Raw genomic sequence first — 12,925 nt, 5'->3', positions numbered from 1 at the left:
TTATTCAACCTCCTTCTCTTCCGCTTGGTCATCCTCTTCCGGCGCTTCCCCCGAAGCGTCCTGCTTGGAATTGTCAGACTCAGTACTTACGACAATATTCTTTGTTGTAAGCTCGCGGAATATTTCCTCGAGACCTAGCTCCTCTTCTTTAGTCTCAAGAATAGGGAAGCCAAGCTTTGCCATTGCAAAGAATATAGGCTTTCTTACATCTACTTGCTTATCCGAATCAACTATATACTCATAAACATCTTCTTCAACTTTATCACTTACTTCAACGTTCTTAACACCGTCAATAGCCTTCAAAGCCCCTATGACAGAAGCCTTTACTCCTGCAATTTTAATTGTAAACCTTGAATTCTTGGTAATTGCCTTTGATAGATTTTCCGGTGTATCCACTGCCACAATCTTACCTTTGTTTATTATAACAATGCGCTCACATACTGCACTTACTTCCTGCATTATATGGGTGCTGAAAACTATCGTGTGCTCCTTCCTCAAATCCTTTATAACATTCCTTACCTCAAGTATCTGGTTCGGGTCAAGGCCAACCGTAGGCTCGTCCAGAATAAGAACCTCGGGATTGCCTATCAGGGCCTGAGCAAATCCCACCCTCTGCTTATAACCTTTTGAAAGGTTTCTTATAAGCCTTTTTCTGACATCAGTAATCTTCAACAACTCCATAATGTCAGATATTTGTTGCTCTCTCTTACTCCTCTCTACTTTTTTGAGTTCACTGACAAAACTCAGATATTCATCGACAGTCAAATCGGTATAAAGCGGAGGATTCTCCGGCAAATAACCGATACGCTTTTTGACTTCATTCGGTTCCTGAGCTATGTCATACCCGGATACCTTTACAGTACCTTCGGTTGAAGGCAGATACCCGGTTATCATATTCATAGTAGTAGACTTACCTGCCCCGTTCGGCCCAAGGAAACCAAGAATTTCTCCTCTTTCAACCGTAAAATTCAGGTTGTCAACAGCCACTATTTGACCGTATTTCTTGGTCAAATTCTGTATTTCAATCATCTGGTTTCTTCCCTCCTATTTGTATTTGTCCTGAAAATAGCAGCACACAATTTTATTATCTAAAATTTATTTTAATAAATTGTGAACAATTTGTAACTATTAGTAATGTAATGTGTTAAGCTAAAGGAAATCTTCGCAACAACTGGTTTTACAGCTCATTCATTTCGTGTAGATAATTTTTTGCGATCCAAAAATTAATTGTACTGACTCCCGTATTATATAGCTTTTTATCCTTCTTTTCAAGTAATATTTAAGCTCCAACTGCTATTGTCCATGAGTTGCTCCCTTTCATTTATTTTCAAAAAATCAAAAATACCCGGACATAATAAAATTACACCCGGGTAGCATATTCTAATCAACCAGTATTATTGATATTCTATTTACTATTTATTCTTTAAGACATCTTTTACCTTTTCGACTATATTCTCAGAGGTTAGTCCATACATTCTAAGGAGCTCATCCGGCTTTCCGGACTTTCCGAACCTATCCATAATTCCAACCATCCTCATAGGAACAGGTCGGCTTTCCACCAGAACTTCAGCCACAGCGCTACCAAGCCCTCCGATAACATTGTGCTCTTCGCAGGTAACAATGGCACCGGTTTCGGCTGCAGCCTTTATAATGATATCTCTGTCAATAGGCTTTATTGTATGGATGTTGATAAGTCTGGCGTTAATCCCCTCACCTTTTAAAATATCCACGGCTTCAATAGCCTTTGATACCATAAGCCCTGTAGCAATTATTGTAACATCATTACCGTCCCTTACTGTAACTCCCTTACCCAGCTCAAACTTATAATTCTCATCGAATATAACCGGTACCGCTAGCCTAGTAAGTCTTAAATAGAAAGGCCCCGGCGTCTTATATGCCGCTATTGTAGCATGCCTTGCTTCAACGGCATCCGCAGGACTAACAACGGTCATGTTGGGTATAACCCTCATGATTGCTATATCCTCAATAGTCTGATGGGATGCTCCGTCCTCTCCTACAGTAAGTCCAGAGTGGGATGCTCCGATTTTTACATTCAACTGCGAATAGCATATGGAATTTCGAACCTGCTCAAAGGCTCTTCCCGAAGCAAACATTGCAAAGGTACTTGCGAACACTATTTTCCCGCAGGAGGCAATTCCTGCTGCAGCAGCCATCATATTCGCTTCTGCAATACCCATATTGAAAAACCTTTCGGGATATTTGTTTTTGAAAATCTCTGTTCTCGTTGACTTTGACAAATCTGCATCCAAAACAACAATTCTTGTGTCAGAACCTATCTCCTCTAAAGCTTTGCCATAAGCTTCTCTTGTTGCAATCATTTCCTGCATATTATTCTCCCTCCAATCCCGCGAGTATCGCATCCAGCTCCGCTATCGCCTTATCACGCTGTTCTTTGTTTGGAGGTGAACCATGCCAGCCTGCTACATTTTCCATAAAGGATACCCCTTTACCCTTTATGGTTTCGGCAATTATCATGGTCGGTCTGTCCTGTGACTTCTTAGCCTCAGAAACAGCATCCGATATCTGTCTGTGGTCGTGTCCGTCAATTGTGATAACATCCCATCCGAATGCCCGAATCTTATCTACAACCGGTTCAGGAGACATTACCTCCGCAATATTGCCATCTATCTGCAAATGGTTGTGATCCAGAAAGGCTATAAGGTTGTTGAGCTTGTAATGGGAAGCAGACATAAGCGCCTCCCAGACCTGGCCTTCCTGTATTTCACCATCTCCCAAAATCGCATAAACATAATAGTCTTTCTTGTCAAGCTTACCTGCAATAGCCATACCTACAGCAGCCGATATTCCCTGCCCCAAAGAGCCGGTAGACATATCTACTCCCGGCACATATCTCATACTGGGATGACCCTCAAGGAAACTGTCTATATGCCTGAATTTTAAAAGCTCTTCCGCAGGGAAAAAGCCTTTCTCGGCAAGTGCTCCGTAAAGTGCAGGGGAGCAGTGACCTTTAGACAGAACAAACCTGTCCCTATCTTCCCATGCTGGGTTTGTAGGATCTACGCGCATTTCATTAAAAAATAAAACTGTTATTATATCTGCACTTGAAAGCGATCCTCCGGGATGTCCCGATTTTGCATTATAAACCGCTTCAATAATATGTCTTCTAATTACAGTGGAATATCTTCTAAGCTCGTTTAGTCTCTTCTCGTCCATCAAAACAACTCCTACGAATTTTTTTATATTAGTATACTACAGTAAAAGGTCTAAGTCCATAGTTTTAGGCATAATTTGGATACATTTTTTTCGACAGGATTTTAATCATAGGTTTGGAAACCTTCTCCTAGGACCTCTCTTATATCCGTCAATACAATAAAGGCCTTTTTGTCAACTTCCCGAACAATTTTCTTCACCATTGGAATCTGTCTTCTTTGCACCACACAGAAAAGGACTTCCTTATCCTCTCCTGTAAACATTCCTTTGCCTTTAAGCGCTGTCACCCCCCTGTCCAGATCCTTCAAGATGCTGGTAGCTATCGTTTGCGGCGAGTCCGATATGATTAACAGAGCCTTTGCAAAGCTTACACCCTCCAAAATAGCATCAATAATTTTCGAACTAATGTACAATGTAACTATGGCGTACAGGGCAAGCTGAAAGCTTCTGAACACGAAGGCGGCAAATACTATTATGCCGGTATCTATGAACAGTAGCGTCTGTCCCATTGTGAATGTGGGTACAAAGTGATTTACTATCCTTGCTGCAAGGTCTGTTCCACCGGTTGTTGCTCCGGATTTAAACACCAGGCCCAGGCCTGCTCCCATCAACAAACCGCCGAATATTGAGTACAGCAGAATATCCGGTGAATACTGGTATTCCTCAACTCTTGCAAGATAGTTCGTTACAAAGTAATCTGTCAGTGGCTGTGTCATATCTACCAATAGGGAAAGAAGAATTGTCCCATACAGCGTTTTTATGATAAACTTTTTTCCTATAAGTCTAATACCTATAAGAAACAAAGGTATATTCAGAATCAACATTGCAGTCCCCACAGGGAGCTTAGCGTCGGTAAGGTAATAGATTACAGTAGCTATTCCGCTTACACCCCCGGGCGCTATTTTGTAAGGAACCATAAATGCATTGATTGATATTGCCGTAATAATGGATCCTGTAGTTATCAATAAATAATCCTTCCAGCCTTTTATGCTCATTTTTACTTCCTTCATACTTTACCTCGGCCTATAAATAATTCTTGTTATTTAGTATTTTTGCTACTTTTATCTTACCCACAAAAGGCAAGTTCATCCCAAATATTTTAACCTTCCGAAATCCTCATTGTCACATCTTATGTTTAAAAGATCACCAAATATGCAAAATTATATTAAGAGACTCACCCTGTTAAAATTGCAGCAATGATAATATTGAACATACTTTCATTTCCCACATGTTATGTGCTATAATGTGTTGGACATATTAATAACCGTAATTAAGGTTAAAAATATATTGATAATAAGACTTTTTGAGGAGAGTATTCATGAAGGTTCTTCATTTAATAGGCGGAGGAGATGTTGGCGGAGCCAAAAGCCATGTTCTCTCTCTGGTCAAAGAACTCGGCAAACATATAGATGTCAAACTTATTAGTTTTAGAACAGGTGCTTTTGCTGACGATGCCCGTGCAATGGGTATAAATGTGGAGATTGTAAAGACAGGCACTATTTTTTCCGATGTGCGCAAGGTCTTAAGTATCGTAAAGAATGAAGGATATGAGCTTATTCATTCCCATGGCGCAAAGGCTAATATGATTGCTGTTTTCGTAAAAAAGTTTACCGGACTTCCTGTGGTTACAACAGTCCACAGCGACTACAGACTTGACTACTTGCAGAATATTTTTAAAATGTTCTCCTTTGGGCTTATAAATACACTTTCATTGAGATTTCTTGACTATTATATAGGTGTATCCAAAAACTTCAAGACAATGCTTATTGAGAGGAAGTTCAGTCCTCAGGAGATTTTTACCGTTTATAACGGCATCAACTTCAATCAGGAAATCAATCCTTCGCCAAAGGAAGATTTCTTTAAAAAATATAATCTAAAATTTGACAAGAACGATGTCATAATCGGAATACTAGCCCGCCTTGATCCCGTAAAAGGCTTGGATATATTCCTTAAAGCTGCAAGCGTTGTCATTAAAAGCAGCCCGTCCACCAGGTTCTTAATAGCGGGTGACGGACCTGAGAGAAAATCTCTCGAAAAAAAGGCCGCATCTTACGGGCTTTGTGACAATGTTTTCTTTTTGGGTTTTGTAAATCAGCCCTACGATTTTTTGAACTGCATAGATATAAACACCCTTACTTCACTCAGCGAAAGCTTTCCCTATGCAATCCTTGAAGGCTCGCTACTAAAAAAAGCGACCATAAGTAGCAATGTAGGCGGTATTTCAGACCTTATCGAAAGCGGGATAAACGGCTTCCTTTTTGAGCCAGGGGATTATATGACTCTAGCCAACCATATATTGACCCTGATAAAGGACTCCTCTCTTAGAAAGAATATGGGAGATAAACTTCATGAAAAGGCAAGCACTTACTTCTCACTGGATAATATGTGCAAAACACAGCTTGACATATATGAAACAATACTGATACGAAGTTTTCGCAACAGCAAGTCCAAATATCGATATGATGCAGTTATCTCCGGTTATTACGGCTTTAAGAATATCGGGGATGATGCCATGCTTATGGCTATAATTGATAATCTTCGCATGTATCGAAAGGATTTAAGGATTCTGGTTCTGTCCAGAAACCCCTTGGAAACAAGCATTGTATACAACGTTGACTCAATAAACAGGTTCAACCTCCTCAAAATCCTTCACATCATGAAGAATTCGAAACTATTTATAAACGGTGGAGGAAGCCTGATTCAGGATAATACCAGTACACGTTCTTTAGTGTACTACCTCGGAATGATATGGCTTGCTAAAAAAATGGGCATGAAGGTAATGATCTACGCCAACGGCATAGGACCTTTGAATAAGGAGAAAAACCGAAGACTTACAAAGAAAATCGTTAACCAAGTTGATATCATTACTTTAAGAGAAGAGCTGTCCTATGAAGAACTGAACAGCCTACAAATCAGCAAGCCCCAAATTAAGGTGACCGCTGATCCGGCTCTCACTATAATGCCCGAAAAAGATGAACGCATAAATCAACTTCTCTTAAACGAGGGAATTGACCCGAAAGAGCAGTTTATCGGCATCTCCGTAAGAAAGTGGAACGAGCACGAAAAATACGAATCTGTAGTTGCTCAGCTTGCCGACTATATAGTCGAAAGATATGGTGTAAAGCCTCTTTTTATAGCAATGCATTACCCGGGAGACCTTACAATAATTCAAAATATAGTGTCGAAGATGAAAAACAAAAGCTTTGTAATAACCAATAAGCCCACCGTTTCAGAGATGCTTGGGATAATCGGCAAAACTCAAATGCTCATTGGAATGCGTCTTCATGCTCTTATTTTTGCTGCAAGCCTTGGAATTCCTGTGGTAGGCATGGTATATGAGCCCAAGGTTGAGGGTTTCATGCAGTATGTCAACCAGATGTCAGCAGGACATGTAAACTCCCTTGAATTGGAGCATATGAAAAAGGTAGTAGATGAGACCTGGAAAAACAGGGACTCTATCAAGAAAGATCTGGGAAAAACCACTGCCCTTCTCAAGGACAAGGCTCTTGAGAATGCCAGAATTGCAATTGAGATAATTGATGAAAAACCTCTTTAAAAGCAAAAAAGTACTTTAGGCACGAAGGAGATTTTTTATGCGTAACACAGTAAATATACTCGGCATACCCGTTGATAATGTTTCGATGGGCGAAGCCCTTGATATTGTAAAAGGCTTCCTAAACGAAGATATGGTTCATACAGTTTATACCCCAAACTCAGAGATAATGATGGCAGCTCAGAGAGATCCGGAGCTTAAGGAAATACTTTGTGAAGCCGATCTGTTGGTACCTGACGGTGCGGGAGTTGTACTGGCATCCAAAATTAATGGTTGCCCTTTAAAAGAAAGGGTAGCAGGCTTTGACCTGACAAACTTACTGTTTGTAGATAAATCCGCAGAAAATATCAAATTCTTTTTCCTAGGGGGTAAACCGGGCGTCGCAGAGGAGGCATATAAAAACCTTTTAGAACGAAAAATAAACATTAATGTGTCAGGCATAAGAGACGGATATTTCTCAAAAGACGAGGAGGAGGAAATAATCCGCCAGATAAACAACTCTAATGCCGATGTTTTGCTGGTTGCCCTCGGCGCGCCGAAGCAGGAAAAATGGATTCATGCGAATAAAAAAAGGCTCAAAGTCAAGATATGCATCGGAGTTGGCGGCACCTTTGACGTGCTTTCCGGCAAGGCAAAACGTGCTCCTGTTTTCTTTCAGAAGCACGGTCTGGAGTGGTTATACAGGCTTTATAAAGAGCCCTGGCGTTTTGTAAGAATGTTGGACCTGCCACGTTTTATACTCTGTGTCATTGTCAATAAAATCAACCCTAAAAGGGCTTGATTCTATATAAAACCTATATATTTTCCATTTCAGATAGAGCAATATATGATAAAACAATAAAAATTTCGACATATAATAAAAAATTCGACATATAAAATAAAGGAAGCTAATGCTCCCTTTATTTTTTCCATAGCAAAATCCTATTTTATTGTGTACGGACCTTTTACGAGAACCCATGCCTTCTCGCTCATGACTTTCAAGCCTCTTCCGTCATCTCTCGATATTAGAAGCAGATGGTTTAGTGGTACCTCATCATCGGTATTTACATCTACACCTGTTCCCGAGGTAATATCCGAAAGACCTCCGCCTTCCCCACCTATTGCCAGCGCTTTTCCGCCCCTCAAAATCAATTCGGCACTCGCGCCTGCAATAAGTACCTGGTCCTTATTCAATTCCAATGCTTCAAACTTACCGTATTTTTCGATCTCCTCAAGTCTTTTTTCTGCTTCTTCCAGCTTCTTTGCCATCTCTTCAAGTTTTGAATCTTCGCCCGATTTCAATTCCTTAATTTTGGACTCAAGAGCGGCAAATTTTGAATCCACATAGCTTTGAGAGACCAGAGGATCCTTATCCGAACCTGGCTCCGCTGCAACCGAAGCCTGTACTACCTGTACAATATGTATAATTGCTACACTTAAAACAACCGTCAAAATAATCTTTCTTGAATTAGTACCAAAAATCATTTTTTTCATCTTTTGCAACCCCCTGAACCTTTACATTTCTATCAATCCAAAACTTATCGTCAGTGCCTCATTAACCTTTTCCATCAACTCGTCATCCAAGTGCCCTATTTTTTCTCTCAGTCTTTTCTTGTCTATGGTTCGTATCTGCTCCAAGAGCACCACTGAGTCCTTGGTAAGTCCATAATCCTTTGCACTTAGTTCTATGTGTGTCGGTAGCTTTGCCTTGTTTATTTGTGAGGTTATAGCTGAAGCTATAACAGTAGGACTATATTTATTTCCAATATCATTCTGAACAATAAGTACAGGTCTTACTCCTCCCTGCTCAGAGCCGACAACTGGACTTAAATCGGCATAAAATATATCTCCGCGTTTAATTACCACTATCTTCCAACTCCCTGAGGCCTTCCTCATATTTTTGCTGCTGGTCATTATCTGCATCAAAACAGATCTCCGCAAGTTTGACATTAATTTCAGCCATTTGCTGATAACCTTTTTTCAATCTATCCCTCATTTCAATTCTTCTTTTCTCACGTATATAAAGCTTCATTGCTTCCCGTACAAACTCACTTCTGTTAATCTTCTCCATTGCAACAATGGAATCAACCTCTTTAAGTAAATTGTCGGGAAGACTGATTAATATTTTCTTTAATTGTGCCAAAAGTAAAACCCCCACTTCTTTTTTTGGGTTAAGACATAAAGAAAAATTCAAATGATGTACTTGTTTGTGCTATTAACAAGGAAGTATTTAAATGGAGCACATACACTTTCCTTGTCAAAGGCTTTTTTACAAAAAACGGTAATCGCGAAGGTAGTAATTCTATAATTATATATATAATTATAATATCTAACATATGCACGGGTCAAATTAAAATTTAATTACTTCCCTTCAAACACCTATGTAATTCTTGCTAAAATCATTTTTTACTTAGCAAAAGCTGAATATCTCCACACATATCTGCAGCGCTGCACTAAAATTGTTTTCGGCACCTACCATTAGGTTAAATTTTAGTATTAAGCTTAGTTTTTAATTATTTTCCATAACTTATACATAAAACTTTTATATTTATTTTAAATCAAAAAGTATTTATATGTTTGTTAACTGAATCTGTATAATTTATTATATTATCAACTGCATTATTATGACAATATGCAAAGTATATTTTATAGCCATTATATCAAATAATTCAATACATTGTATATCTTTCCTTCTTTTAAGTAGACCCTGGGAATTCTCTTTCCTATTATACTCACAAGCTCGTAATTTATTGTCCCAACACTTTTTGCCAAGTCTTCCACTTTTATTTCGTTATCCTGCTGTTTTCCTATAAGTACTGCCTCGTCTCCGACATTTACGTCACCTTCAATATCGGTGATATCCACCATACACTGATCCATACATATTTTCCCTACTATAGAAGCCAACTGACCGTTTAAAAGTACCTTTCCTTTGTTGGTAAGAAGCCTTGTATATCCATCGGCATATCCTATAGGTATGGTTGCTATTTTACTGCTTCGGCATGTTTTGAATATTCTTCCATAACTAATGCAAGTGTCCTTTTCTACATCCTTTACAAGTATGACATTTGCTTTCATAGACATGGCAGGCCTTAACTCGATTTTTGTTTTGTCCACCTCATCGGAGGGATACAAGCCATAAAGTGCTATTCCTGGCCTTACCATGTTCAGGTGCATTTCAGGAAACTCAATCAGCCCGGCACTGTTGCATACGTGCTTGACAGGAATATACACCCCTATCCTGTTAAGTTCGCTCACTATACTCATAAACCTTTCAAACTGCATATAGGTATAGGCTTTGTCAGTCTCATCCGCCGATGCAAAGTGGGTAAACAAGCCCTCAATAATAATGCCCGGCAGCTTGCTTATTTGCACCACATTCTTAACTGCACTATAACCCGGCATAAACCCAACCCTGGTCATACCAGTATCGATCTTGATATGAATCTTCACATTTCTATTATGCTTCACAGCCGCATCCGACAGAGCCTTTGCCAGGTCGTGGCTGAAGACTGTTTGCGTAACATCGTTTAAAATGATCTCTTCTGCCCGTATAGGGTCAGTATAGCTAAGAATCAATATCGGAACCTGGATACCGTTTTGACGGAGTTGTATGGCTTCATCCAACATGGATACGGCCAGACGGGTCACACCATTATCTAAAAGTGTCCTGGTAACCTCCATTACACCATGCCCGTATGCATCAGCCTTGACCACACCCATTATCTCAGCTTTTTTATCGGTGATTCGTCTGATTTCTTTTACATTGTGAGCAATATTGTCAAGATTAACCTCAGCCCATGCCCTGTTAAATTTATAGTCCATAACCATTCCCTCTTTAGTTGTCATATATCTAAATATGAATTAGTTTCTAAATAAGTGATTTAATTGCATAAGGAATTTCCCCTGTCAAATCACTTGCTACAAGACCATGTTCCCCTTTTGTATTTGCAACACGATCACCACAAAGTCCATGTAAATACACACCGGCTACTGCCGCATCTACAGGACTCAATCCTTGCCCAATAAAACTTGCTATTATACCGGTCAAAACATCCCCGGTGCCTCCGGTTGCCATTCCGGAGTTGCCTGTAGGGTTTATAAATACTCTTCCATCGGGGGCTGCCACAATGGTTCTAGATCCCTTCAGCACAGTTATCACGCCCCACTTTTCAGAAAATTCCTTCGCTGCGTTGACCCTGTTCCTTTGCACCTCCCCGATACTTGTGCCCATAAGCCTTGCCATTTCACCGGGATGTGGTGTCAGAACCATTGGCACCTTACTCTTATTTAATACCGACAAATCCTTTGCTATCAAGTTCAATCCATCGGCATCAACCACCAAAGGTACCTTGCAGTTTTCAACAACACTAAACACAACAGCCTCTACACCTTCCTTGGTTGACAGACCGGGTCCAATAGCTACTGCATCCATCTTTTCCATATACCCCAAAAGTTCAGGTATGGACGCTTCGGTAAGGAAGCCGGTATTCTCATCCTCCAGTGGAATTGTTATGGCTTCTGTCAGATTACATTCATATATAGAGTACAGCGCCCGGGGAACACCAAGATACAAAAGTCCTGCCCCGGAGCGCAAAGACGCAGTTCCGGCAAGGCAGCCGGCTCCGGTCATTCCCCTAGAGCCTGTAATAACAAGAACCTTTCCATAATCCCCTTTATTGCTGTTGCCGGTTCTTTGGGGTATTAATCTTGAAACCGTCTTTTCGTCTATGATATAGCTCTTAATATCAAAATTTTGAGCAACACAGGATGGGATACTTATATCTGCTGTTATCAATTCTCCAACAAAATCACATCCGGGATGCAGGAAATGTCCGTATTTGGGAAAACCGAAGGTTACGGTCTTGTAAGCTTTTATGCATTCCCCTGCTATTTCTCCTGTTTCGCCGTCTACTCCTGACGGTATATCAACGGCAATAACAGGTATGTTTTTTTTATTTATAAGCTTCACAATATCTCCCTTAAGGCCTTTGATACCACCTTTTAAACCGGTGCCGAAGATACCGTCCACCACAAGGTCAGCGCTTTCAAGTTTTGCCTCTACATCCTCCAACTTGCTGCTTTCCACAACCTCCACCGTTTCTATACCCATGTTTTCGAGTATATCAAGATTTATTTGGGCATCACCGGTGATATCTTCCTTAGCTGCCAGTACAAAAACAACTGTATTTGCCCCTTTATTGCAAAGATGCCTTGCAATTGCAAAGGCATCCCCACCGTTATTTCCTTTCCCGGCAAACAAAAATATATTTTTATTCACTACACTTCCACAGTCCTTTAGGATTTCGTCAGTCATTCTAATGGCCGCATTCTCCATTAATACAATCCCCGGAATTCCAATGCTTTGTATTGTGTATGTATCAATTTCTCTCATTTGCGTAGGTGTAACAACCCTCATGTCTATACCTCCGTTGTGTTGAGCTTTTTAGCATCTCTCATTTTTCCATCGGCATTATTGAAGTACTCATTATCTAGCTTTTGAAGCTCCTCTCCTCCAAGGAGGTCATGGAAATACATATAGATTCCATTGTCATACTCCGACAAGCCTGATTTTTCGTCGATATAACTCTCCAACTGCTTCTTGGTCTGCTCAATGAGTTCATCCAATTCCCTCAACCTAAGTTGATTCTCCCTCATCTTAAAATACACCGAATTTATTGTATGTTCCAAAAGTTCTAGATTTGCTTCCCGAATTTTTTCAGGCATATTATCAATTTCCGCATCGATGCTATTAATTCTTTCGTTTATGTGATTTATTTCCTTTTCATATTTTTGCATTTCTTCTTTCGACTGCAAATTGTTATTATCAAATACTTCCGGAGTAAGCTTTAGTATTTTTTCCAGACAACTTTTTTTTCGGGATAGAATCTCCTTTTTCTCAAAAGCAAGGCGGGATTCCTCCTTCAAAAGTTCCTTAAGTTTTTCCTCTTTTTCAATAATGTCCTTTGATTTTTCCGTATTCTTGAAAACGGTATGCCATCTCTCATCCAGTATTAGTATCGGTATACTGGATTTCTTTAGTACCGACCAGTCAAATTCTTTCTTTTTGTTTTCCCTGCGCTTAAGAAAATCAAACATACAATCTCAACCAACCCTCTCATAAGACATTTGACCGCTAGTTTCATACCATTATTAAAAAATTAGTCTATATAATTGTATCGGTATAATTGCATGTTTTTA

Annotated in this window: 12 protein-coding genes; 2 read left to right on the top strand and 10 right to left on the bottom strand. The window is 39.8% G+C overall.

Annotated elements, in window-relative coordinates; translation table 11 throughout:
• The 4 genes from EFD62_RS07340 to EFD62_RS07325 form a co-directional block, all read right to left on the bottom strand.
• Nucleotides 1-1,029 carry an ABC transporter ATP-binding protein gene (locus tag EFD62_RS07340; protein WP_069195736.1) on the bottom strand — a complete coding sequence of 343 codons (1,029 nt, stop codon included), beginning with the start codon at nucleotides 1,027-1,029 and terminating at the stop codon, nucleotides 1-3.
• A 383-nt stretch (nucleotides 1,030-1,412) separates the two neighbouring features.
• Nucleotides 1,413-2,348 (bottom strand): transketolase family protein, encoded by a 936-nt coding sequence (locus EFD62_RS07335; RefSeq protein ID WP_069195735.1) that lies wholly within the window; start codon nucleotides 2,346-2,348, stop codon nucleotides 1,413-1,415.
• Between the two features lies 1 nt (nucleotide 2,349).
• Complete coding sequence (locus tag EFD62_RS07330) at nucleotides 2,350-3,195, bottom strand: transketolase (RefSeq protein ID WP_069195734.1); 846 nt, start codon at nucleotides 3,193-3,195, stop codon at nucleotides 2,350-2,352.
• A 101-nt stretch (nucleotides 3,196-3,296) separates the two neighbouring features.
• Nucleotides 3,297-4,202: a YitT family protein gene (locus EFD62_RS07325; protein WP_069195733.1), complete on the bottom strand. Its 906-nt coding sequence runs from the start codon at nucleotides 4,200-4,202 to the stop codon at nucleotides 3,297-3,299.
• 308 nt (nucleotides 4,203-4,510) lie between these two features.
• Here EFD62_RS07325 and csaB point away from each other — a divergent pair, with 308 nt between their 5' ends.
• Together csaB and EFD62_RS07315 are read left to right on the top strand one after the other, a co-directional pair.
• On the top strand, nucleotides 4,511-6,748 hold the full coding sequence (gene csaB / locus EFD62_RS07320; protein ID WP_128705918.1) for a polysaccharide pyruvyl transferase CsaB: 2,238 nt from the start codon (nucleotides 4,511-4,513) through the stop codon (nucleotides 6,746-6,748).
• Between the two features lie 37 nt (nucleotides 6,749-6,785).
• On the top strand, nucleotides 6,786-7,526 hold the full coding sequence (locus tag EFD62_RS07315) for a WecB/TagA/CpsF family glycosyltransferase (RefSeq protein WP_069195731.1): 741 nt from the start codon (nucleotides 6,786-6,788) through the stop codon (nucleotides 7,524-7,526).
• A gap of 140 nt (nucleotides 7,527-7,666) precedes the next feature.
• On the opposite strand, the gene EFD62_RS07310 is transcribed toward EFD62_RS07315, so the two are convergent.
• The 6 genes from EFD62_RS07310 to EFD62_RS07285 all read right to left on the bottom strand — a co-directional run bounded on the left by EFD62_RS07310 (nucleotide 7,667) and on the right by EFD62_RS07285 (nucleotide 12,823).
• Nucleotides 7,667-8,218: a hypothetical protein gene (locus EFD62_RS07310; protein WP_069195730.1), complete on the bottom strand. Its 552-nt coding sequence runs from the start codon at nucleotides 8,216-8,218 to the stop codon at nucleotides 7,667-7,669.
• Between the two features lie 21 nt (nucleotides 8,219-8,239).
• Nucleotides 8,240-8,590 (bottom strand): type II toxin-antitoxin system PemK/MazF family toxin, encoded by a 351-nt coding sequence (locus EFD62_RS07305; protein WP_069195729.1) that lies wholly within the window; start codon nucleotides 8,588-8,590, stop codon nucleotides 8,240-8,242.
• A complete protein-coding gene (locus tag EFD62_RS07300; RefSeq protein ID WP_069195728.1) occupies nucleotides 8,580-8,867 on the bottom strand; it encodes a CopG family ribbon-helix-helix protein in 288 nt (95 codons plus the stop codon). Before EFD62_RS07300 ends, EFD62_RS07305 begins: the two co-directional genes overlap by 11 nt.
• Before the next feature lie 512 nt (nucleotides 8,868-9,379).
• Complete coding sequence (gene alr, locus EFD62_RS07295; RefSeq protein ID WP_069195727.1) at nucleotides 9,380-10,549, bottom strand: alanine racemase; 1,170 nt, start codon at nucleotides 10,547-10,549, stop codon at nucleotides 9,380-9,382.
• Between the two features lie 46 nt (nucleotides 10,550-10,595).
• Nucleotides 10,596-12,143, bottom strand: coding sequence for an NAD(P)H-hydrate dehydratase (locus EFD62_RS07290; protein ID WP_128705917.1), 1,548 nt, complete (start codon nucleotides 12,141-12,143; stop codon nucleotides 10,596-10,598).
• A 2-nt stretch (nucleotides 12,144-12,145) separates the two neighbouring features.
• The gene (locus tag EFD62_RS07285; RefSeq protein ID WP_128705916.1) at nucleotides 12,146-12,823 is read right to left on the bottom strand and encodes a hypothetical protein; all 678 of its coding nucleotides are present in this window, start codon (nucleotides 12,821-12,823) and stop codon (nucleotides 12,146-12,148) included.
• Nucleotides 12,824-12,925: the final 102 nt, after the last annotated feature.

This window comes from Acetivibrio mesophilus (genome assembly GCF_004102745.1).
Lineage (GTDB): Bacteria > Bacillota > Clostridia > Acetivibrionales > Acetivibrionaceae > Hungateiclostridium > Hungateiclostridium mesophilum.
Note: the sequence above shows the minus strand (reverse complement) of the source record. Positions and strands in the feature narration are given on the sequence as shown.

Bases quoted from the DNA above. Each gene is read 5' to 3' on its own strand.
- EFD62_RS07315 (WP_069195731.1), top strand. From the start codon at position 6,786: ATGCGTAACACAGTAAATATACTCGGCATACCCGTTGATAATGTTTCG.
- EFD62_RS07310 (WP_069195730.1), bottom strand. From the start codon at position 8,218: ATGAAAAAAATGATTTTTGGTACTAATTCAAGAAAGATTATTTTGACG.
- EFD62_RS07290 (WP_128705917.1), bottom strand. From the start codon at position 12,143: ATGAGGGTTGTTACACCTACGCAAATGAGAGAAATTGATACATACACA.
- alr (WP_069195727.1), bottom strand. From the start codon at position 10,549: ATGGACTATAAATTTAACAGGGCATGGGCTGAGGTTAATCTTGACAAT.
- csaB (WP_128705918.1), top strand. From the start codon at position 4,511: ATGAAGGTTCTTCATTTAATAGGCGGAGGAGATGTTGGCGGAGCCAAA.
- EFD62_RS07340 (WP_069195736.1), bottom strand. From the start codon at position 1,029: ATGATTGAAATACAGAATTTGACCAAGAAATACGGTCAAATAGTGGCT.
- EFD62_RS07285 (WP_128705916.1), bottom strand. From the start codon at position 12,823: ATGTTTGATTTTCTTAAGCGCAGGGAAAACAAAAAGAAAGAATTTGAC.
- EFD62_RS07330 (WP_069195734.1), bottom strand. From the start codon at position 3,195: ATGGACGAGAAGAGACTAAACGAGCTTAGAAGATATTCCACTGTAATT.
- EFD62_RS07335 (WP_069195735.1), bottom strand. From the start codon at position 2,348: ATGCAGGAAATGATTGCAACAAGAGAAGCTTATGGCAAAGCTTTAGAG.
- EFD62_RS07325 (WP_069195733.1), bottom strand. From the start codon at position 4,202: ATGAAGGAAGTAAAAATGAGCATAAAAGGCTGGAAGGATTATTTATTG.